This window comes from Flagellimonas taeanensis (assembly GCF_003584105.1).
Taxonomy (GTDB): domain Bacteria; phylum Bacteroidota; class Bacteroidia; order Flavobacteriales; family Flavobacteriaceae; genus Flagellimonas; species Flagellimonas taeanensis.
In genome coordinates this window covers 87,944-108,433 of the sequence record NZ_QXFO01000026.1, presented here as the reverse complement: position 1 = coordinate 108,433, position 20,490 = coordinate 87,944, and the positions used below count along the sequence as shown (strand labels likewise).

The following is a 20,490-nucleotide window of genomic DNA, read 5'->3' as shown; positions in this document are numbered from 1 at the left end:
GAACACATAATGTACCGTGGAAAGTTAGCAGAAGTATCCTATCAAGCACAATCAAAGATTGTATGCTTATATTTGGTTCCTTTAACCGAACACATATGAAAACTCCCGTTGAAGGATTTTCGAAGCTTTCCAAAGCGGAAAAAATAGATTGGATCGCCCAAAATTGCACGGAAGACCCCAAGACCTCCAAACAACTGCTGGAGCGTTATTGGAACACGGATCCCCAAGTGCAAAAGCTGCATGATGAATTCATAGAGAATACGCTTTCCAACTACTACCTGCCCTTTGCTGTGGCCCCCAATTTTTTGATCGATGGGGAAATCTATGCCATTCCCATGGCCATTGAAGAAAGTTCGGTCGTGGCCGCAGCGAGCAAAGCAGCCAAATTTTGGTTGGACAGGGGCGGTTTCAAGACGGAGATCTTGGGCACAGAAAAAGTGGGTCAGGTCCATTTTATCTATAAAGGTGACCCAAAAAAGCTGACCCGTTTTTTTGAAACGCTGAAACCAGAACTGCTGCAAAGTGTTTCCACCATTACCCAGAATATGGAAAAACGGGGCGGAGGCATCAACCATATTGAACTTCGTGACCTCAGCGACAAAATAGAGGGGTACCATCAATTGCACTGTACTTTTGAGACCTTGGATGCCATGGGGGCCAACTTCATCAATTCCTGTTTGGAACAATTTGCCCAAACCCTGAAGGAAAAGGCCAAGTTACACACCGATTTCTCGGAAGAAGAAAAGAATATCGAGGTAGTCATGAGCATCCTTTCCAATTATGTCCCCCATTGTTTGGTAAAGGCAGAAGTGAGTTGCCCGATTGCACAATTGGAAACAAAGGACATGCCGGCTGAAGAGTTTGCGCAAAAATTCCTTCGGGCCGTGAACATTGCCAAAGTGGAGCCCTATCGTGCCGTTACGCACAACAAGGGCATCATGAACGGCATTGATGCCGTGGTGCTCGCAACGGGGAACGATTTTAGGGCCGTGGAAGCCGGGGTGCATGCCTATGCTGCAAAGGAGGGCCGCTATTCCAGTTTGACGCATGCCAAAATTGAAGATGGGGTTTTTAAGTTTTGGATAGAGGTGCCCCTCGCCCTTGGCACGGTCGGTGGCTTGACCACTTTGCACCCGTTGGTCAAATTGGCCCTGGAGATCCTTCAAAAACCATCGGCCAAGGAATTGATGCGGATCGTGGCCGTAGCAGGACTGGCCCAAAATTTTGCGGCGGTCCGCTCTTTGGTGACCACGGGCATACAAAAAGGGCACATGAAGATGCACTTGCTCAACATGCTCAATCAAATGGGAGCCTCGGAAAATGAAAAAAAACAACTTGTGGAATATTTCAAGAACCATACAGTGACGAATGCCTCGGTCAAAGAAGCCTTGGACAAAATCCAATCGAAGAGATGAAAAAAGCCTTTTACAGCAACGGAAAACTATTGCTCTCTGGGGAATATGCCATTTTGGATGGTGCCCTGGGCCTGGCCATTCCCACGAGTTATGGTCAATCCCTAGAGGTAATGCCCAGTTCTACCGGGATATTGGAATGGACCAGTTTTGATGAGCAAGATAGGGTGTGGTTCAGCGCAAAATTTGACCTGGAAAATTTGGCCACACTTTCCACTTCCGATGAGGCGACTTCCCAAACATTGACCACCCTGCTCTTGGAGGCCAATGCGCAAAACCCTCTTTTATTGACGGACAGCGATGGTTTCTCTGTGGAGACGCATCTCACTTTTCCACGTGCCTGGGGGCTTGGCACTTCGTCCACGCTTATCAACAATTTGGCCCAGTGGGCAAGGGTAGATGCCTACCAACTTCTATGGGATGCCTTTGGCGGTAGCGGGTACGACATTGCTTGTGCCCAGCACCATTCTCCCATCACCTACCAATTGAAAAATGGCACTCCGGATGTGAAGGAAATCGATTTTGACCCTGTTTTCAAGGATTCCCTTTTGTTTGTGCACCTCAACCAAAAACAGAGCAGTAAAAAGGCCATTGCAGCATATAGGGAACAAGCATTTGACAAGGAAACTTTGCTCCGTAAAATTACCAACATCACCCAAAAGATCATCTTGGCCCCCACTTTGGCTGATTTTGAGGTGTTGATGGAGGAACACGAGGCCCTATTGTCCGGAGTATTGGGGATACCTCCTGTGAAAGAGCTCCTTTTTCCAGATTATTTTGGGATGGTCAAAAGCCTTGGTGCCTGGGGCGGGGATTTTGTGTTGGCAACGGGCGATGAAACGTCCTTGGACTACTTCAAGGCAAAAGGGTACGAAACCATGGTTCCCTATTCAAAAATGATCCTCCAATGAAAAAGCGTGCATTTACCCTATTGATTGTCCTTATCCTATTTTCGTGTGGTAAGAAGGAAAAGCAGATAGCCCTCAAGACGGACACGTTGGAGATTGTACAACTCACCGAACACATTTATGTCCATATCTCCTATCTGGAGACCGATAGTTTCGGAAAAGTGGCCTGTAATGGGATGATCGTAGTGGATGATGGGGAAGCCATCGTGATGGATACCCCGGTGGACAATGCCGTATCCAAAGAACTTATGGATTGGCTGGAAACACAGCATGTTTCGGTAAGGACAGTTGTGGCCACCCATTTTCACGATGATTGCCTTGGTGGGTTAAAAACCTTTCATGAAAAGGGGATTGCCTCGTATGCCCATCAAAGGACCATTGCATTGCTCCCCGAAAAAGAAGGGGAACGTCCCCAAAATGGGTTCACTGATCTTATGGAAATTCATGTGGGGGATAAAAAAGTAGTCCTCGACTTTGTGGACGAAGGACATACTCAGGACAATATCATTGCCTATTTTCCCCATGAAGATGTGATGTTCGGGGGTTGTTTGGTAAAATCCATCGGGGCCAGCAAAGGGTTTTTGGGGGATGCCAACGTAGCAGCATGGTCCCAAACGGTTTCCCGTATCAAATCGAAATACCCCAACACCGCCATGGTTGTTCCCGGACATGGCGAAAGCGGGGACAGTGAACTTCTTGATTATACCATAGCTCTTTTTAAAGAGTGATTCGTTAACATTTACTCTAGTTTTTCATCCATCCGTAAACCCAAACCCCGCATCCGTCAATTGGGAGCCGATCATCTGGATTATTGATACTATGTTTGATGGTTCCATCAATCCAATTGATCCATATGACCCAAATCCATAAATCATTGGCATGCAAATCCCTTTTAGGAATCCTTTTTCTATCATCCTTCGTTTCCCTTGCCCAACAGGATGGACCTTCGACCCATCGTCTCGACACCTTCATGAATGAAAGTTGTGAAATGACCTATAGGGAAATCCCGGCCGACTCCATAGCGCAAATCCTGAAGCACAAGGTATACCACATCACCCAAGAGGTCAAAAATCTATATGGCAAAAAGGACTCCGATATACATAAGTTCATTGTGATCGATGATGGGGAAAAAGTAAGTTGCTTTGAGCGGATCCAAGGGGACACCGACCTTCCAAAATTCAAAAGTTACATCCGGGAAGATTTTAAACTTACGGACCAAACGGCCCCTTATTTTCAAGGCATGCTGGACCTGACCTATCCCTTACCGTCCTGGAAACCGGACAAAAGGGAATTCTTTTTTACCAACGGCAAGTGGTATTTTCTACGGGATGCCTATTTCCGGACCAAGCAGGGCTTCGAAGTGACCGTTGATGCTGATGGAAAAATCCTTTCCATTTGCTATAAAATGAAATGGGACGAGCCTGAGAGTAGGTAATTGTAACATGTCGGCATAAAAAAAGCCCCTTTAAAAAAGGGGCTTTCCATTTTTTTCATCCACAAATCCTAATAGAATGTTGCGCGGTTGTCCTCTATCTCTGCCTTGTCCTTAAGGGCATTGTATACCGAGCCGCTCACTCTAGCGGCGGTACTGGCCCGCAAGGTGTTGGCATAGGTACTGTAGTTCTCCACATTGGGAGCTTCTGTCTTTTTAGTTACTTTGAGCATATAAACTCCGGTTTCTCCTTTGATCAATCCAGAAGTCTGTCCTTCGCCCAAGGCAAATGCGGTACCGACTACCATAGGCTCCCTACCTGCTCCGGGCAAAGTGGGAGATTTTACGGTCAGTGCCGATGCATTGCTCGTTGTCACGTTGTTATCAGAAGCAATGGCATCCATGGATTTTCCTTTGTTTGCGGCGATAATCTGTTCGGCCTTGAGCTCTTTTCGTATTTCCGGCAAAGCTGTTGCGGAAGCATCCTCAGGGGCCATAAGGCCTTTATCGTATTTTTTGGTCAACTGCACCACGGCATAGCCATTGTTCACGTTGAAACGTCTGATATCCCCTACCTTGGTGTCCTTGTTAAATGTCCACTGCACAACGCTTCTTTGGGAACCAAGCCCTGGAAGGTTTTCGTCCATTTCCTTGATCTTGTTCACGGGCCTTACGGTATAATTACTCTCCCTTGCAATGTCCCCAAAATTTTCAGCTTCTGAGTCCAAAGCGGCCATCTCGAACTTGGTGGCATCGGTGAACAGGGTATTGATGGTCTCTTCGGAAGGTTCGATCTCCCTTGCCAATGTGGCAACTTGGATCACATCCTGCTTGTCATCCACTTTGATGATATGATACCCAAATTGGGTCTCCACCAATCCTATGGTGCCGGTTGGGTTTCCAAAGCAAAAATCGTTGAACTCATCTGCCATTATACCTTCTTGAAAGTACCCCAAATCACCTCCTCGTGGTGCTGAAGGACCGTCTGAATTGTCCCTGGCCAAAGCAGTGAACACAGTGCCCTCTTTCTTGGCCTCGGCCAAAAGCTCCTTGGCCTTGGTCTCGGCCTCTTCCTTGGTCCTTGTAATGGCGGGGTTGGCACGTTCCGCACCTTCCCAAGCAATCAGGATATGGCTGGCCTTTACAGTTCCATTGGCCTTCTTGTCCATCACCTTGGATATTTTATAGAAATTACCGTCTTTGTAGGGACCATATATCTCTCCCACTCCCATGGCCATCAACGTATCTGCGGCAACTGAGGGAAGTTCATTTTTCGCCTTGTATATGGTATCGAACTTGGCATCAGAATTCCTGTCCAAAAACGCAATCATGTCCGTAGTGTTCCTGAAGCCGGCGATGGTATCATTGGAATCGGTTTCTTCAGAGTACTCCACAGTATCGTCCAATAGTGCGGTAATGGCCTCTTTTACACTGCTCTCATCCTCTGCAGATGGCTTTTCTTCAAAATATACAAAACGGATGTCACGGGCCTTGTCCTGCTCAAACCTTTTCTTGTGGTTGTTGATGTATTTTTCAATCTCGCTCTTGGAAACTTCTATGGTACTGTCCGGAATAGAGGAATAAGGAACACGTACATATTGGATATCCACTTTGTCATTCGCCAATTTGTAATCAAATTTTCCTTCTGAAAGTGTGGCACCAACGCCTCCTTTGATCAAGTTGAAGTACATACGCTCCTTGGCCGCCTCTATAATGGCTTTCTCATCCTGCAACCAAGCATCGTAACGAAGTGGGTCGTTGGCCCTCCAATCGGCAATGGCGCTTTTGAACACCGCTTCATTGAAGATTCCGTTCTCGTCCTGAAAGTCTGGTATCTGAGCGTATCCTGAAGTTCGTACAAACTCGATGATCTGATCACTCTCCACATCGATGCCCAAGTCCTCGAACTGTTGGTTCAAAAGGGCCTTGCGCACTTCTTGGTCGTACACCATGTTCACCAACTGTGTGGAAGAAAAATTTGGGCCATAGCTCCTGGAAGCGGTTTCCACTTTGGTCCTAAAATCGTCAATGGAAATATCCTCCCCATTTACCTCGGCGATCGAGGAACCTACTTTGCCCCCAGCAAAATCGTTGCTACTGAAGACGCCTGATATTACAAATGCGAACAACGCCAAACCGATGATAAGGATCAGAACGGTGGTCCGTTTTCTAATATTCTCTAATATTGCCATTTTACTGCTAGTTTTCTTTAAATTCAGTGGGCGAAAATACCACTTTCTTTTCAAATAGGAAAGCGCAAAAAGATACGGAAATCATTAATCCTCAGTATGGACCCGCACGCTCACCAAGTCTATTTTGGTATTGGACACCTCTAGGATCTGAAAGGTAAAATTGTCGATGGTGACTTCGGAGTCCTGCTCAGGTATGTGTCCCGTCTTGTTCACGATAAGGCCGCCCAAGGTTTCGTATTCCTCCCCTTCGGGCAGTTCCAGTTTATAGTTTTCGTTGATGTAGTCCACCTCCAACCGGGCAGAGAACTTGTAGAGGTTTTCCTCGACCCGTTCTTCATGGAAGTCAATGGTATCGTGCTCGTCCTCTATCTCCCCGAAGAGTTCCTCAATGATGTCCTCCACGGTCATGATGCCGGACGTTCCGCCATATTCGTCCAAAACCACGGCCATACTCTTTCGCTTTTTGGTCAGTACATTGAGAATATCCTGGATCATCATGGTCTCCGGCACAAATTCCACCGGCATCAAAATGCTCTTGATGGTCTTGGGCTTTTTGAAAAGTTCGTAGGAGTGCACATAACCTATGATCTCGTCTATACTGTCCTTATAGACCAAAATTTTCGAATAGCCGGTCTCGGTGAAGAGCTTGGTCAGGGTTTTGGGCGTTTCGTTAAGTTCCACAGCAGTGATCTCGGTACGCGGCACCATTACCTCACGTGCCTTTACGGTGGAAAACTGTAGGGCATTCTGGAATATCTGTATTTCCGAATCCACCTCATCTTCTTCTTCCACGGTCTCCATATGCTCGGTAATGTAATCGCCCAGTTCCAACTTGGTGAAGGAGAGCTGGACCTCATCACCGTCCGTCTTGAAAAACACCCGGAGTATGAAATCGGAAACCTTGATGACAAACCATGATATGAAGGAGAACAGCACATAGAAAAAATAGGCGGGTATGGCCAAAATCTTCAATAAGGTGTTGGAATAGATCTGAAAAAGCACCTTGGGCAAAAATTCGGCAGTGAACAGGATGATCAATGTTGAGATCACCGTTTGGGAGACCAGGCTGAAATCCGTCAAGAGCGCATCCAAAAAAGCAATGTCCGTGGGCACCAAACTTTGGAACCAGCCCATGAGCAGCTCTCCCATGAACATCCCGTAGATAACCAAGGCAATATTGTTGCCAATGAGCATCGTGGCTATGAACTTGGACGGCTTTTCCGTGAGCCAAGTGAGCACCTTCGCCAAGATACCTTCCTGCTTTTTTTCAATTTCTATATGGATCTTATTGGCGGAAATGAAAGCTATCTCCATTCCTGAAAAGAATGCCGAGAACAATAGGGAAAGAAATATGATGATGACCGGGGTGTCCAAGGCTATTTCTGGTTTTCCTTTTGTCGTTGTTCAAAGCGTTTCCGATATCTTCTCCTGAAGATGAACATGGCCATGGACACGACGGCGAAGAAGATAAAAATATAGGTTTCCTTGGGGTCGATGCTCCAGAGCGTCACTATCTTGTAGATGGAAACGACCGCAACGGCCAAGTAAAGGTATTCGGTGTACTTTAAAATATTGATCATTCGTCTTCTTCTTTAATGGTCATGAGGCCAAAGGTCTTATGGGCTTTGAAAAAGGTGAAATCCTTGTTGAAATCCATTCCCTTTCCGTCCATAACGGTGCCGTCGTCCGGGTTGGTATAGGTGAATGCCCCTTCGGTAAAGATCCAATTGTTCTTCCTGTCGAAAAACAATTGATCGGTTTCCAATTTTTTCCCGTCGTGGCTTTCAATTACCACATTTCCCTGCAAATCTATCAAATTGGTCTGTGAATAGACTATCCCATAGTCGGCCACAATGACACTTTTTTGGTTCTTATCGTCAAAAAAATCCACTTTGAGTCCTTCGGGAAAGGTACGGAATTTAAAGGCTTGGTTGTCAAAATCCTCTGAAATCGGGCTACTGAGCACGGCTATCACCCTTGATTTTGCCGAATCCTGTGAGTTCATGGCCTCAACGGTCTCAGTGTAGGTAAGTGTGAAATTCTGTGCCACCCCTTGTGGAAAAATGGGTTTAACTGCCTCCTCTCCAACCCGCTCGTAGTCATCCCCACAGGATATAAAAAGGATTGCCACGGCGGATACCGTGGCAAAACACTTTAAAATATTTCTTGATTTTCGTTTCACACTATAGGCTTGGTACCGTAACGCTACCCCCAACCCAACAACTGAAAGTAATGGTCTGTCCGGCCTTGCCAGAACTGAAGATCATTTCCTTGGTAGGTGCCTTTGCATCGTAGCTGGCCGCAGTTTGGCCGGCAGTTCCGCTTAGAGCGGGGTCAACCCTTCCTGCTTTTCGGGCCATTTCGGCTGCTTTCCAGTATATGGCTCTCTTCTCAAATGCATCGTTTCCACAATCATTGGCGCTACTGGCATATAGATTGGCAATCAACAAATATGCTTTTCCATTGGCAGGATCTGCATCGATGGCCTTAAGGGCATAGCTTCTTGCCTGAGACTTGCTGCTCTTTCTAACAGTAGTAGCAATTTTATACAGGATGTTGGATTTTTTGTACGAATCCGTTTCCAATTCCACAGCCTTGTTGAAATCTTCGATGGCCCCTTTGCTATCACCAGACTTTTGCTTCAAAGTCCCACCATATAGGTAAGCACTGGCAGAGGGATCCAAAGCCAATTGGGCCTCGAACAGTTTTCGGAACATAGGGTCATCGGTACAGTCTTTGGAGAACATTCTTCCCACTGCTCGTTTCACCCAGTTTACGTCACCCTTTTTTGCATCGTAGCTCTTTTCATAGAGCGGAATAAGGTTATCGCAATCGGCAAGGTTACCCAATTTGGCGTCGATACTGCTGGCAATCTTACCAAAAGACTCTGAGTTGGTATTGGCCACTCTTAACTGGCTCTTTTCCTTGGATGTCAATGTTCCCAAAGAATCCTTGGGTAGTAGTTTTGTAACGATATCGGTCCACTCTTTGTTTTCTTCCTCAATTTTTTCAGTGACATCATCATAGGTATCAAAGACATCTTGAAGGTCTTTTTTTCCTGCTGCATGAAGGTCTACCAAACTTGAGAAGTATAGGTAAAGTGCCTTAGGGTTCTTGAAATTGGCCCTGTCCTCTTTATAGGCCGCATCCAACATATTAAAGATTTGCTCGTCGGATGCCATCTTATTGTCGTATAGCAAAAGTGCCTTGTCTATGGCCACTCCGGCTTTGGTGAACTTGGTAGGGAAATATTTGATACTGTTGTCATACAATGACATCAAATCCTGCACATATCCATCTTTATCCGCACCGGTAGATTTATCAATCTTATGGGCAAGAATCTTTTCCCCATAGGTAAAGTTGGCCCTATTGATGTCGGGGCAACTTTCATACACCATTTTCCATGGTTCATAGGCGGCATCGTAGTTCTTCACCTTTGCGTGTTCGGCGTAAATGGAAAGATTCGTCATGCACTCGGGGTTCTGTGCCTGGGCCATACTTAATCCCGTCAACATAACGACCGTTATCATTGTTAAGTAGTGTCTCTTTTTCATCTTACTAATTTTAAAGTGGTTAAAGTACAAATTTTCATTAAAAAATCCGCTTACCAGATTTTTTATGGGTGGTTATTTATCATTTTTTCAAAAAAAGGGCCTATCAATTTATTTTTGTTTTCCTAAACCATCTATCATTTAGGGATATGCCCACGTTGATCTTCAAATAACTTTCCTCTATGAGGTTTGCGTCCGTTGTTCCCCTTCTGCCCAATTCAAAACCTAGGTTCAGGTTGGAGAAGAAGGTATCGAGCGTCGTGCCGCTCAACGGTAATCCAAGACCAAAAGTTATGCCAAAGTTGTTTATCTCTTTGTTGTTCACCTCTAAGCCGGTCCTATCATAACGAAGGCCTGCGCGGTAAGTGACTCTTTTAAAGTAGCCTGTCAGGGCAGTGTGGTTCGGTACCCAATAGCCTCCAAAAGCCAATGTACTGGCATTGTTGTAGACCACATTGTTCAGGCCCAAAAACCTGTTCTCAAAATCGCTGAACTGCTGAAAGCTGTACTCCCCTCCCAAAAACCATTTCTTGTCTTCTCCAAAACCTAGCCCAACCGTTGTGCGCGTTGGTATTTTGAGCTCTGTATTTCTCAGGTTGGTGGCGTCCAGATCCACATCCACCACTTCTATATTGCTCCCCGTGGACAACGAGAACGACCCCAAGGTCTGTGTATTCTTTGACACCAAATTGCCCTGTGTGTTCACCAATACGGAAGCATACAAGGTATATTTGTCCATGATTGTCGGGGTGTAGTTCAGGGCATATTTAAAGTCATACCCGTTTACCCTGGACTCCCTATTATCCACCGTACCGAACTGCACGTCCTCCACACTTTGAACCCTTTGGTACTCCAATGTACCAAAGTTAAAGTTCGCCGTAATACCCAGACTAAGGTTCTTTATGGGTTCATATCCTATGGAAGCATAAATCCGGTTGAGCCCTCCATCCCCGTTATACACATTGATCACATCCGCCCCATCATTGTTGGTAGTTTCGTCCCTGAGGCTGTACCCTACGGATGACAATGGCATGAGACCAAAGCCCACGCCCATATTCTTGGCTATGGGGAAGCCAATGGCCAAATAGTCCAAATTGGTCACCGAGGTGTTCTGTTGGGTGGACCAATCCTTCAATCGATATTCTGTACGTGAAATTCCGGCGGTATAAGCGGTAAGCTTCAACTTGGAATAGGCTGCAGGGTTGGACAGGTTGATATGGATACTGTCGCCGTACATACTGACGCCCCCCATCATTTGATTTTCCACGGAACCATTATCCCGAAGGTCTCCGATTCCAAAATATGAATATGGGGATATGGTGGCATTTTGCGCAAAGAGCCCATGGGCTCCCATGCAAAAAAAAGCGATCAATATTTTTTTAATCATCTAGCTTTTGTTGTATTCCAGCAAGTAATTTAGACCCTCCAAGAGAAATTTGGGGTTCGCAAATATGGTGTTTTTTAGCCTTTTGGCAAAAAAATGGGCATCACCCCCTGTTAAAATAACTGTTAAATCTTGAAAGCGGGAACGATACTGGCCTATAATGCCGTCCACTTCCTGGGCAACCCCGTTGATCACACCGCTGTGCATGCACGCCTGGGTTGAGTTCCCGATAAAGTCCAGGATGTCCTCGGGCTGGAGCAATGGCAGGCCGGCCGTTTGCTGGTGCATGGCCCTGTACCGCATCTGCACACCGGGGGAAATGGCCCCACCGATGTATTCCCCAAAATTGTTCACCATGTCGTAGGTGATGCAAGTGCCGGCGTCCACCACCAGGGTGTTTCCCCGTGGGTTCTGGTAAAAGGCCGCGGTGGCCAGGGCCAGCCGGTCCACCCCCAGTGTCTGTGGTGTGGCATAGCTGTTCTTGAAAGGCACCTTGGAGGTGTTGGAGAGCACGTGCACCTTGCAGAACAGGGCCACAATGTCGCGCTCTTTCCCTTCCAAACGGCCCACCGAGGAGATGAGCGAACGGTTGATTTCGGGGAATTTGCCAAACAGCCCTTTTACCTTGGACAAAAAGAGTCCCGCCTCCGAGCTTTCGTCGTACATGAGCGTGCCGTTGTCAAAAACCGCATACTTTACCAAGGTGTTGCCAATGTCTATGACCAGATTCATAGGGCAAAGGTCGGGAAATGGAAAAAAATCGATGCCTTTTTTCCAGTTTTTGTTTGTATATCCTATTTTTGAAATTATATTTGCACCCGCTTTAGGGCATGGTACCTTAGCTCAGTTGGTAGAGCAACGGACTGAAAATCCGTGTGTCCCTGGTTCGATTCCTGGAGGTACCACAAAAAAACCCGCAAACATAGTTTGCGGGTTTTTTGTTTTTGGTGCAAAATGGAATCGAAGTGTATGCTGAACAAAAACGCTGTTTTTTGTCGAAGCAATGTCTTGGAGGTACAAAAAGATGCAATCTTGAGGAATCTGGGGATGGGGATTATTTCAATCCATTCAACATGTTTTTTAATGTTTCATTGTTTTCATCTAGTTTCAATCCCTCTTCTATTAAATCAATTGCTTTTGTTTTATCTGATTCTGCAATCAATGTCAATCCCTTCTTTAAGGATTCTCTATACTTGTAAATAAAAACTTTTGAAAGTAAGCCCAATGTAATGACATTTCTGTCATTAGCCAATAGCTTTTGAGCAATTGACTCTGCTTCTGATAATTTTTCATCCTTCAAAAAGTAGTTTGCTTTAATGGATTGCAAAACATTTGTTTTAAAACCTTTCACTTTGCGCTCAAGTATCTCTATATGCCTTTTAGCTTCATCTAGATAACCTAAATCAATACAAGTATCTGCTAGTGAAAGTCTAGCATCCAAATAGCTGTCATCAATTTTGACGACCTCTGAAAAGATATTATATGCTTCATGGCTTTGGTTTTCCTCAGCCATAAATCTGCCTGCTCGAAAAAGGAAATTTGGATTTTTTGGTTGGAACTTTAGTACATTCATTATTTTATCAATTGCCTCAGGTTTTCGGCCCATTGACCATAGAATATCTGAATAGATACTTAAAGCATATGGATCAGAAGGCGATGTTTCGAGTTTTCGTTCGATAAATGCCGCGGCCTCCTCTAATCGACCCCTTCTAAACAACAATTCACCCATACTTTGCAGTGCAGCTTCATGCTCGTTAATTCTTATGGATGTCATAAAGTATTTTTCTGCTTTATCTAAAAAAGTGTCATTTTTTTGATCATTTTCTATATATGCACGCCCGATAGCATAATTATATTTTGACAGTCGATATTTACTGTTTTCATATTCAGCTAATTTGCTAAGTATGTCTATTGATTCTTTTAACTTACCTAACCTTGACAAACATCTTGCCTTTGTAAACAATACATCCTTATCGTCTGGCCTGGATTCTAAAAAATCGTTGCAAAATATTAAGGAGGTAGAATAATCCTGTCTTTGATATAATTTAATGGCCGCATCTTTAAGTTCACCTATTAAGTCTCTTCTTAGCTGATAACTTTCATTTTGTTTTCCAGAGTAAAACAATAATCGACAAGCATTGGTAAGCCAATATACATACATTTTGTCTGTAGATTCGAGCTCTTCCAAATGTTGCTTGGCAATCTCTGAAAGCTTTTCAGTAAAAACTTTAAACTTTGGACTTGTTCTAGCCAGCCTAAGATAAAAGTCATTTACAAGTGGATGCAGTAGTAGGCCATTCCCATCAGTTTCAATAAGATTGTAGGATACCAAATTATCAACAAATTTGATGTAATCACTTGGTGGCAAGTCTAGAATATCATTAATATGTTTTGAGCTTAAAGGATGTTCGAAGATTGCTAAAATTTCCAAGATTTCTATTTCGGATTGTTTCAGTTTTGCTTTTGAAAGTATTTCCTCAGCAATATCAATTTTCAATTGATTAATGACTTGGATATTATCAATAAGATAATCAGTTCCATATTTTACAATGAATGGTGCAGCAAGTCTGCCTGCAAGAGGGTAACCATGTAATAAATGAGATATTCTTGAAATAGACTTTTCATCAAACTTCCTCGAAGGATCTGTTCTTTCTAATTCAGAACTGATAATTTGATTTAAGTGTTTATTTGATAGGCCTTTTAGATATAAATTATCTGAAATTTTGCTTTCAATGTTATTTAACTGTAACCATCTTGTTGATAAGAAAATCAATGGAAATCTGTTCAAGATTTCCTTCTCTTTAAAATGGTCAATAATATTCAAAATGTCTTCGTTCGGAGTTCCATTATCATCTAGAATAGATTCCATTTTGTTGAAGACAATAAAATGGCCTTTCGAGAGAAGAATTTCAACGGAAAGTAAATTTAATGAATTTAACTCTGCCATTGAAGCACCATCTTTAGGCAATTCAACTCCAGCTTTGGAACAAAGTTCCAGAGTTAATCTTGAACCAAAATAAGATGGTGACAATATAATTTCAGATATTTCCGGGTTACTATATGTTCTTTTTAAAGTTTCTTTAATCAGAGAAGATTTACCAATTCCAAAAAAACCGATAAGGGAAATAAATTTGATATTAGAGTCATAAAACATATCTTGAAGAGAAGTAATCTCATCATTTCTGTTTACAAACTGTCTTTTGAAGCTTCTAGCATCACCATTTAATGAATCAATTATTGAATTGATAATATTTTTGGAACTTGATATATCAACCCTAAGAAATGGTTTCAACCTCAATGGAACTTGAACATCATCAATTCTTGCCACTATTAGACGATAATCTTCATTTTCCAAATACTTGATTAATGCCATATTCAGCTCATATTTAACCCATGAGCTATCAATGGAATTCTTTGATAGAATAATAAGGAAGTTCTTTGCTTCATCAATTCCCTCTTCGATTTTATCACTTAATACATCTCCAACATCTATATCCCAAGTATCAAACCATACATTTTGTTTTTCTAATTTTTCGGCAATTTGGTTTACGAACTTTTTATCCCTGCTAGAGTGAGATATAAATGTCTTTCTTTTCATCTTCTACAAACTAATTTAGAGTTACCAAATCCTTACAAAGAAGCAAATGGCTTTAAACATTATCAAAGGGGGCCTTTGTGATGGACTAAGTTAGTAAAATAGTAGGATTTTTCTTGTGAAGAGATCTGCCGTTGAGTTGAGAATATACGCGCCATATTTTCTATCTAGGTTAGAATTTGGATCGTTTGCAATCCAGTAGAGGTTAGCATTCCTTAGTACACTTTTTTCAAAATTATCTACTCTTTTGAAAGCAATGTGTAAAAGTCGCTGCGTAAAATTGGTTGCACTGCTGGAGATGGCAGACATATTTTATATTCCCAAGCTCAACTCCTAAACTCAAAAAGCTGTGCTATATCAACATCTAATGCCTTGGCAAGTAATTTCAAATTGGAAATCGTAGTGTTCACTTCGCCATTTTCTATACGCCACACTTGATTTTTAGATAATCCGGCAATGGCTTCCAATTTGGTCTGCGATAAATTCCGTTCTTCACGTAAAGCCCTGAGATTCATCCCAAAATCCCGTATAAATAATTTCTCTTCAAGGCTTAATTTATTTCGCATGCTCCAATTTGCACTATATATAGAGATAAATCTCCCCTATATATAGGGGTGTATAAAAAATTATAGTATCTTTAAATGCCTACTTAATAAATTTCAATGCTTAACAGCCCAATACAAACCATCACCAACTTCCTCCACCAAAGTTCCCCTGCCCCGTTGCAGATCACCTTTGCCAGTCTGGAAATCTGTAGCCATCAAAACGGGGCATTGCTCCACCGCGTGCAGCGGAAACAGAGCCGCATCCTCCTCCAGCAAACCCCACAAAAAGGGCTTGCGGAGATCACGGTGCTGGACAATCTGGTCTTTAGCTTTTCCTTCCGGTTCCAGCTGCCCAGTGCCCCCACCCTCCATGAGGTGGACATGCGCTGTCTGCCCCGCCCCTTGGACCAGGGCAAGTTGTATTTGGATGACGAAAAATTGCAGCTTTCTTTTCGGATAGATGCCCCGGACCCTTCCCTTCGGGTGCAGGTCACACAGGTGTACTGCGGCATCCTTCACTTGGAACACCTGCAGCCAACGCTTTGCGGGCAACAACGGTAACGGGATGGGATCAGCCGGCGATGGCCATATCCATTTTGCCGTTCTTGAACTCGCTGGGGCTTATCCCGTATTTTTCCTTAAAGATCTTTGAAAAGTAGCTTCGGCTCGTAAACCCGATGGAATAGACCACTTCGGAGATGTTCATTTCGGTGGTCTCAATATAGTCACGGGCCACCTCTAGACGGGCATTCCGTATGTATTCGGTCACGGTCATGCCATACAAAAGCTTAAAGCCTTCCTGGAGCTTGGCCTGCGTCAAACCGGTCTCATTCGATATTTCCTCCAAGGTGAACTCCTTGGCAATGTTCTTCCCAATTTTCCCCGCATACTCCCTGATCGTGTTCAACTCCCTTTTCAGCAAGGAAGTCTCTGGGCCTTTGTTCTGCACTTCATCATTGTGCTGCACAATGTGCATGGAAAGGATCTGGTACACCAGCCCCTCTATCTGCAGAATGCGGATCATTCCCTCGGCAGTGACTTTTTTTATGGAGGACACCAGGTCTGCCATTTTCAGATTGTACGACCCATAATAGGAAAATACATTTTTATGGTCAGTGTCCAAAAACACCTCATAAAGTTGCTTGTTCAGTGCTTCTCCCTTGTTCAATCGCTTGCTCATGAACTGGTTTCTTCGCAACCGTATCACATTGATGTGCAGATGGATGCCTGCTGGCAAATAACCATGGTTCACCCCATCGGACTTACTGGAAATGATGACTGATTGGTACTGTTCCATGATTTTCAGTTCGGTCATTTCCTGGTGCCCGAACTTGTGTCCGCAGTATCCTTCCAAACAATAGACAAAGCTGATGGGATTGTATGTGGAAGTGTCCGTGATCAAGGAGACTTCATCAAAAAAAGTAATATCGTATTCCAAGAGGCTGGCCCCCCAGTCAAAGTTCAGGACCCTGATTTCCCCTTTGGCCGTTTCATTGTCCACGGAAAGTACGTGCTGCCCCCATTTTTCAGTGATTTCCCCTCCAATAACATTCTTGATCTGTTCTATGGTTCCAGACGCATCCTTGGCATTTACATGAATTGTAATCATAGGTTGTGCAGTTTTTGTGGTTGATAAAGAAAATTGCCCTGTTTAATTATTTACGGCAAATCATGGACAAAAAGACGTCCTTTCACAAAACTTTCACATTCCATTACCATTACGATTAATATGTTTTGAGTTAAGCTTTGTGATCAAAAATGGGTTGTTTTGTGTTGTTGTTGAACATGAAGAATTGAAGATTATGATCTACAAACTTTCCAATGCCGTTGAGAGAGAACACATAGAAGCAGAGCTTGGAATACCTTTCAAATATCCGCACATATACTCGCCAACCCTCATCATCAACGGTTTCAACGAAACCAACCTGAGCGTGGTGACCATGCAGGCGCCATACGAGATCAACTATGCCATTTGGGGGCTTATGCCCCAGAACTTCAAGGAAGACTGGCATATTTTCCAAAACAATGCAAACACACTCAACGTTAGTCTGCACGACCTCGAAAACATTCGCTGGATGAAGGAATCCCTGAGGCAACGAAGATGCCTCATCATTGTTTCGGGCTTCTACACCCACCTGCTCCACAACGGGGGCACTTCCACCTACCATTTGTACAAGCCCTCGCAAAGGCCATTCATGCTGGCCGGCGTCTATAATATATTGGAGGATGGTTTTTATTGCAGTGCCCTGATCACAAGCAGTGGAAACACTTCCATTTCGTCCTACCACGACCTCAGCAACATGGTCCCGGTGGTCATCCGTAATGAAGATATGGGGTTCTGGCTTTCCAAAGACACTTCGCTCGACCAGATAAGGCCCTATATTGAAAAGCCCCCCAAGGTAAATCTCAAAGCCGAACTCATCAACAATGGTATCTTCTCCGAAAGCCTTTCCTATACCCCCGACATCAGGAACTTTAACATAAAAAATTGAGGTATTTTCCGTTAAACCAACATTTCAATGATTTTTTCTCACAAAAAAATAGGTTACTATGAATTTTTTTAGCTTTTGAGTCAAAAGATAACCCATTAAAGACAAGCTTCCCCTCGCAACATTCGCAACTTTGTAGTGTACCACTTAAGAGATAAGCGGACATGAACTTAAAAACCATAGATATGTTACGTTGGACCGTCACCTTTATAATTTTGGCCATTGTGGCCGCCATTTTTGGATTTGGAGGAATTGCCGCAGGTGCGGCCAGTATTGCCAAGATACTCTTCTTCATTTTCATCGTACTGTTCATTATTTCCTTGATCACGGGAAGAAAAAAAATCTAGGACAGAAGAGTACATTAGAATATAACCCATAAATAAAATCATTAACCCTAAAATTAAATATCATGAGAAAGTCAATAAATCTATTCCTATTGTTCATTGCAATGGCCTTTAACATGAGCATGAACAGCTGTAGGGAAACCACAGAAGATAAAGCTGAAGAAGCCGTGGAAGATGTCAAGGATGCCGCCGAGGATGTCGGTGATGAAGTAGAAGATGCCGCTGACGAGGTCGGTGATGAAATCGAGGATGCCACGGATGATAATCCTTAATAGATAAGCATTGGAAAACTCGCTTTAAAAACTCTGGCCAAATGGCCAGAGTTTTTTAGTATGACAACCCAAGGTTTGGGCCTCTATCAAAAAATGCTCCATCGCCCCAAAATGGTTGTTTTTCGTAATTTTTGAAGTAGATTGTATACTCGATGCATCCCAAAACATGAAAACCGCTCTCACCATTGCTTACATCATCGTATCTCTTTGGGTCATCGTTGCCATCATCTATCACGGCAGGCGCCCTTCGCGCTCCATCAGTTGGGTAATCGCCATAATTGTACTCCCCTTTATCGGTGCCCTGCTCTACTATCTCTTTGGGATGAACCGTAGAAAGTTCAAGTTCTTCAACAGCAAGGAATTTCAAAGGCGGAGGCGGTACCATTATGAAGGGGACGCCAAGATGGAGGGAACGGCCCCCAACTTTGGTGTGGATACCCGCAAACAGAGATTGAGCCGACTTGTGAGTGCCTGCTCCGAGACCCGTCCCACAACAGGTAACACCATCACGGTGCTACAGGATGGTGGCGAGACCTTCAATGCACTCTTCAAGGCCATGGAGGAGGCCAAAGAATCCATACATGTACAGTATTACATTCTGGAGAGAGGAGCCCTACTGGACAAAATGTTGGAACTCTTCCAAAGAAAGATAGCTGAAGGCGTGGTGGTCAGGATCATCTACGACTCCTTTGGCAGTTACCGGCTCAGGGGCAGGCCCAAGAAAAAGTTCAGGGACATCGGGGTAAAGATCCACCCCATAATGCCCATACGGCTCAGTAACCTCCTGTTCTCCCTCAATTTCAGGAACCACAGAAAAATATTGGTGATCGACAACAAGGTCGCTTTTACCGGAGGGGTGAATGTGTCCGACAAGTACATCAAACACGGCAGTGAGCTGGGCAAATGGAAGGATACCCATTTGAAGTTGGAAGGCCCCATAGTGAACGACATCCACCTCGTGTTCCTGAAGGATTATTTCTTCGCCAGCAAAAAAGAGGATTTCAAGGTGGAGGAGCACCTGTGCGAACAGCCCACAGTGGGCCAAGTGGAAGCTCAAGTGGTGGCCGGGGGGCCAGATTCCAACCACCCCGCCATCATGTACCAATATATAGGCATGATGAACCAGGCCGAAAAGTCCATCTGTATCGCCAACCCGTATTTTCTACCTGGCGAGGCCTTTCTACAGACCCTAAAGATCGTTGCCCTCGAAGGTGTGGAAATTTCCCTGTTGATCCCCAAAAATTCGGATTCCATGGCCGCAAAATTTGCCATGTTCTCCCAATTTGAGGAACTTTTGGAAGTTGGGGTGAAGATCTATATGCGCAGTGATTTTTCGCACAGCAAGATTCTAATTGTGGACGACGACTTGGTCTCCATTGGTTCGGGAAACTTTGACATCCGTAGTTTTGAGCTCAATTATGAAGCGAATATCCTTATGTATGACAAGGAGATCAATAAGGAAATGAAAAGAGAGTTCCTCGGTATTTGTGAAAAGGCAGACCCCATTACCCTGGAAAGGTTCAGGAACAGATCGGTATGGCTAAAATTCCTGGAAGGCCTCTTCAAATTCTTCAAACCGCTATTGTGACCCACTTAACGAAAAGTTAAAATCATATTGCCGTAAAACGCACATTTATCGCCAACACCTCTATTGACAAAAGCCCCCATATTTTGTCGAAAAAAGAGCACTTCTTAATGTTTTCATAAATATGAAAATCAAATAGTTCCATAGTCATAAAGTATGAAACTAACTCTTATATTTAAGGCACACAGCATAACTTTAAACAAAAATGACCCAAGAGTTACTAGCAAAGGCAGAAGAGTTTGAGAGTAGACCCATGAGCCACATGTCCACCAGCGACAGGGTAGAGGCTTCTAGGGAGGCAAAACGGTTGATCCTTTCCATCAACGAGATCTATAAAAAGACCAAAGATTCCAAACTGATGGACATCATGAAGAGTCTTACCGAAAAGAAACGAAAGATTGAAAAGCGCCTTAAGGGCACTCCCTTGGTCTAGGGAATATCATATTAAGATTGTACAGGAAGGAAGGCACTTGGCCATAAATGTCCTTCCTGTTCTTTTTATGTAATGTATTGATTTTCAACACTTAAATATATTGTAGCTATAATCCTACAGGCATTTACCCATCTTGTTTTTCCATCCACAAAGTATTTTTGACCAGTTATATCCAATTTCCTGCAACGAATAAAAATGCGGATTGCAGACCCATGGTTTTGTCTAATTTCGGGTAAACAATCAACTAAAACACCTTTTCAAAAATGAACACTGTAGAAGTAAAGTTGGGGTATTTCTTTTGGTATTCCGTGATTGCCATTTCCATACTTTCCCTCATCAACAACCTGT

At 43.8% G+C, this 20,490-nt stretch carries 20 protein-coding genes and 1 tRNA gene; 11 read left to right on the top strand and 10 right to left on the bottom strand.

Annotated features, from left to right (window positions below):
* Nucleotides 1–95 precede the first annotated feature (95 nt).
* The 4 genes from D2V93_RS14480 to D2V93_RS14465 all read left to right on the top strand — a co-directional run bounded on the left by D2V93_RS14480 (nt 96) and on the right by D2V93_RS14465 (nt 3,755).
* On the top strand, nt 96–1,415 hold the full coding sequence (locus D2V93_RS14480; protein WP_119619898.1) for a hydroxymethylglutaryl-CoA reductase, degradative: 1,320 nt from the start codon (nt 96–98) through the stop codon (nt 1,413–1,415).
* Entirely contained in the window at nt 1,412–2,323 is a 912-nt protein-coding gene (locus tag D2V93_RS14475; protein ID WP_119619897.1) for a GYDIA family GHMP kinase, read from the top strand. Before D2V93_RS14480 ends, D2V93_RS14475 begins: the two co-directional genes overlap by 4 nt.
* On the top strand, nt 2,320–3,048 hold the full coding sequence (gene bla / locus D2V93_RS14470; protein ID WP_119619896.1) for a subclass B1 metallo-beta-lactamase: 729 nt from the start codon (nt 2,320–2,322) through the stop codon (nt 3,046–3,048). The genes D2V93_RS14475 and bla overlap by 4 nt, the downstream gene beginning before the upstream one ends.
* A gap of 125 nt (nt 3,049–3,173) precedes the next feature.
* Nucleotides 3,174–3,755 carry a hypothetical protein gene (locus D2V93_RS14465; protein ID WP_072875736.1) on the top strand — a complete coding sequence of 194 codons (582 nt, stop codon included), beginning with the start codon at nt 3,174–3,176 and terminating at the stop codon, nt 3,753–3,755.
* 68 nt (nt 3,756–3,823) lie between these two features.
* Here D2V93_RS14465 and D2V93_RS14460 read toward each other — a convergent pair whose 3' ends face one another.
* The 7 genes from D2V93_RS14460 to D2V93_RS14430 form a co-directional block, all read right to left on the bottom strand.
* Nucleotides 3,824–5,944: a peptidylprolyl isomerase gene (locus D2V93_RS14460; RefSeq protein WP_119619895.1), complete on the bottom strand. Its 2,121-nt coding sequence runs from the start codon at nt 5,942–5,944 to the stop codon at nt 3,824–3,826.
* A gap of 84 nt (nt 5,945–6,028) precedes the next feature.
* Nucleotides 6,029–7,318, bottom strand: coding sequence for a hemolysin family protein (locus D2V93_RS14455; protein ID WP_072875741.1), 1,290 nt, complete (start codon nt 7,316–7,318; stop codon nt 6,029–6,031).
* A 2-nt stretch (nt 7,319–7,320) separates the two neighbouring features.
* Nucleotides 7,321–7,524 (bottom strand): hypothetical protein, encoded by a 204-nt coding sequence (locus tag D2V93_RS14450; RefSeq protein ID WP_119619894.1) that lies wholly within the window; start codon nt 7,522–7,524, stop codon nt 7,321–7,323.
* The gene (lptC, locus tag D2V93_RS14445) at nt 7,521–8,126 is read right to left on the bottom strand and encodes an LPS export ABC transporter periplasmic protein LptC (protein WP_119619893.1); all 606 of its coding nucleotides are present in this window, start codon (nt 8,124–8,126) and stop codon (nt 7,521–7,523) included. Before lptC ends, D2V93_RS14450 begins: the two co-directional genes overlap by 4 nt.
* A gap of 1 nt (nt 8,127) precedes the next feature.
* Nucleotides 8,128–9,498, bottom strand: coding sequence for a tetratricopeptide repeat protein (locus tag D2V93_RS14440; RefSeq protein ID WP_119619892.1), 1,371 nt, complete (start codon nt 9,496–9,498; stop codon nt 8,128–8,130).
* Nucleotides 9,499–9,601: 103 nt separating this feature from the next.
* Nucleotides 9,602–10,882 carry a BamG family beta-barrel-assembly machinery protein gene (locus D2V93_RS14435; RefSeq protein ID WP_072875749.1) on the bottom strand — a complete coding sequence of 427 codons (1,281 nt, stop codon included), beginning with the start codon at nt 10,880–10,882 and terminating at the stop codon, nt 9,602–9,604.
* On the bottom strand, nt 10,883–11,611 hold the full coding sequence (locus tag D2V93_RS14430) for a type III pantothenate kinase (protein ID WP_072875751.1): 729 nt from the start codon (nt 11,609–11,611) through the stop codon (nt 10,883–10,885). It abuts the gene before it with no gap.
* 100 nt (nt 11,612–11,711) lie between these two features.
* Between D2V93_RS14430 and D2V93_RS14425 the strand changes: the two genes are divergently transcribed.
* Nucleotides 11,712–11,784: transfer RNA gene (locus D2V93_RS14425), tRNA-Phe, on the top strand.
* 149 nt (nt 11,785–11,933) lie between these two features.
* Here D2V93_RS14425 and D2V93_RS14420 read toward each other — a convergent pair.
* Together D2V93_RS14420 and D2V93_RS14410 are read right to left on the bottom strand one after the other, a co-directional pair.
* A complete protein-coding gene (locus D2V93_RS14420) occupies nt 11,934–14,477 on the bottom strand; it encodes a toll/interleukin-1 receptor domain-containing protein (protein WP_119619891.1) in 2,544 nt (847 codons plus the stop codon).
* Nucleotides 14,478–14,800: 323 nt separating this feature from the next.
* Nucleotides 14,801–15,040: a helix-turn-helix domain-containing protein gene (locus D2V93_RS14410; RefSeq protein ID WP_119619889.1), complete on the bottom strand. Its 240-nt coding sequence runs from the start codon at nt 15,038–15,040 to the stop codon at nt 14,801–14,803.
* A gap of 96 nt (nt 15,041–15,136) precedes the next feature.
* Here D2V93_RS14410 and D2V93_RS14405 point away from each other — a divergent pair, with 96 nt between their 5' ends.
* Complete coding sequence (locus D2V93_RS14405; protein WP_119619888.1) at nt 15,137–15,580, top strand: hypothetical protein; 444 nt, start codon at nt 15,137–15,139, stop codon at nt 15,578–15,580.
* A gap of 10 nt (nt 15,581–15,590) precedes the next feature.
* Here D2V93_RS14405 and D2V93_RS14400 read toward each other — a convergent pair whose 3' ends face one another.
* Nucleotides 15,591–16,628, bottom strand: coding sequence for a helix-turn-helix domain-containing protein (locus tag D2V93_RS14400; protein WP_119619887.1), 1,038 nt, complete (start codon nt 16,626–16,628; stop codon nt 15,591–15,593).
* Between the two features lie 193 nt (nt 16,629–16,821).
* Here D2V93_RS14400 and D2V93_RS14395 point away from each other — a divergent pair, with 193 nt between their 5' ends.
* The 5 genes from D2V93_RS14395 to D2V93_RS14375 all read left to right on the top strand — a co-directional run bounded on the left by D2V93_RS14395 (nt 16,822) and on the right by D2V93_RS14375 (nt 20,142).
* Entirely contained in the window at nt 16,822–17,511 is a 690-nt protein-coding gene (locus D2V93_RS14395; RefSeq protein WP_143070647.1) for an SOS response-associated peptidase family protein, read from the top strand.
* 182 nt (nt 17,512–17,693) lie between these two features.
* Nucleotides 17,694–17,855 carry a DUF1328 family protein gene (locus D2V93_RS14390; RefSeq protein WP_072876807.1) on the top strand — a complete coding sequence of 54 codons (162 nt, stop codon included), beginning with the start codon at nt 17,694–17,696 and terminating at the stop codon, nt 17,853–17,855.
* 62 nt (nt 17,856–17,917) lie between these two features.
* Nucleotides 17,918–18,124, top strand: coding sequence for a YtxH domain-containing protein (locus D2V93_RS14385; RefSeq protein WP_119619886.1), 207 nt, complete (start codon nt 17,918–17,920; stop codon nt 18,122–18,124).
* 166 nt (nt 18,125–18,290) lie between these two features.
* A complete protein-coding gene (gene cls, locus D2V93_RS14380) occupies nt 18,291–19,712 on the top strand; it encodes a cardiolipin synthase (protein ID WP_119619885.1) in 1,422 nt (473 codons plus the stop codon).
* Between the two features lie 202 nt (nt 19,713–19,914).
* Complete coding sequence (locus D2V93_RS14375; RefSeq protein WP_072875767.1) at nt 19,915–20,142, top strand: hypothetical protein; 228 nt, start codon at nt 19,915–19,917, stop codon at nt 20,140–20,142.
* Nucleotides 20,143–20,490 lie beyond the last annotated feature (348 nt).

What these genes read in the sequence shown, in the direction of transcription:
- D2V93_RS14480 (WP_119619898.1), top strand. Translation starts at nt 96, where the DNA reads ATGAAAACTCCCGTTGAAGGATTTTCGAAGCTTTCCAAAGCGGAAAAA.
- D2V93_RS14475 (WP_119619897.1), top strand. Translation starts at nt 1,412, where the DNA reads ATGAAAAAAGCCTTTTACAGCAACGGAAAACTATTGCTCTCTGGGGAA.
- bla (WP_119619896.1), top strand. Translation starts at nt 2,320, where the DNA reads ATGAAAAAGCGTGCATTTACCCTATTGATTGTCCTTATCCTATTTTCG.
- D2V93_RS14465 (WP_072875736.1), top strand. Translation starts at nt 3,174, where the DNA reads ATGACCCAAATCCATAAATCATTGGCATGCAAATCCCTTTTAGGAATC.
- D2V93_RS14460 (WP_119619895.1), bottom strand. Translation starts at nt 5,944, where the DNA reads ATGGCAATATTAGAGAATATTAGAAAACGGACCACCGTTCTGATCCTT.
- D2V93_RS14450 (WP_119619894.1), bottom strand. Translation starts at nt 7,524, where the DNA reads ATGATCAATATTTTAAAGTACACCGAATACCTTTACTTGGCCGTTGCG.
- D2V93_RS14440 (WP_119619892.1), bottom strand. Translation starts at nt 9,498, where the DNA reads ATGAAAAAGAGACACTACTTAACAATGATAACGGTCGTTATGTTGACG.
- D2V93_RS14435 (WP_072875749.1), bottom strand. Translation starts at nt 10,882, where the DNA reads ATGATTAAAAAAATATTGATCGCTTTTTTTTGCATGGGAGCCCATGGG.
- D2V93_RS14430 (WP_072875751.1), bottom strand. Translation starts at nt 11,611, where the DNA reads ATGAATCTGGTCATAGACATTGGCAACACCTTGGTAAAGTATGCGGTT.
- D2V93_RS14420 (WP_119619891.1), bottom strand. Translation starts at nt 14,477, where the DNA reads ATGAAAAGAAAGACATTTATATCTCACTCTAGCAGGGATAAAAAGTTC.
- D2V93_RS14410 (WP_119619889.1), bottom strand. Translation starts at nt 15,040, where the DNA reads ATGCGAAATAAATTAAGCCTTGAAGAGAAATTATTTATACGGGATTTT.
- D2V93_RS14405 (WP_119619888.1), top strand. Translation starts at nt 15,137, where the DNA reads ATGCTTAACAGCCCAATACAAACCATCACCAACTTCCTCCACCAAAGT.
- D2V93_RS14400 (WP_119619887.1), bottom strand. Translation starts at nt 16,628, where the DNA reads ATGATTACAATTCATGTAAATGCCAAGGATGCGTCTGGAACCATAGAA.
- D2V93_RS14395 (WP_143070647.1), top strand. Translation starts at nt 16,822, where the DNA reads ATGATCTACAAACTTTCCAATGCCGTTGAGAGAGAACACATAGAAGCA.
- D2V93_RS14390 (WP_072876807.1), top strand. Translation starts at nt 17,694, where the DNA reads ATGTTACGTTGGACCGTCACCTTTATAATTTTGGCCATTGTGGCCGCC.
- D2V93_RS14385 (WP_119619886.1), top strand. Translation starts at nt 17,918, where the DNA reads ATGAGAAAGTCAATAAATCTATTCCTATTGTTCATTGCAATGGCCTTT.
- cls (WP_119619885.1), top strand. Translation starts at nt 18,291, where the DNA reads ATGAAAACCGCTCTCACCATTGCTTACATCATCGTATCTCTTTGGGTC.
- D2V93_RS14375 (WP_072875767.1), top strand. Translation starts at nt 19,915, where the DNA reads ATGACCCAAGAGTTACTAGCAAAGGCAGAAGAGTTTGAGAGTAGACCC.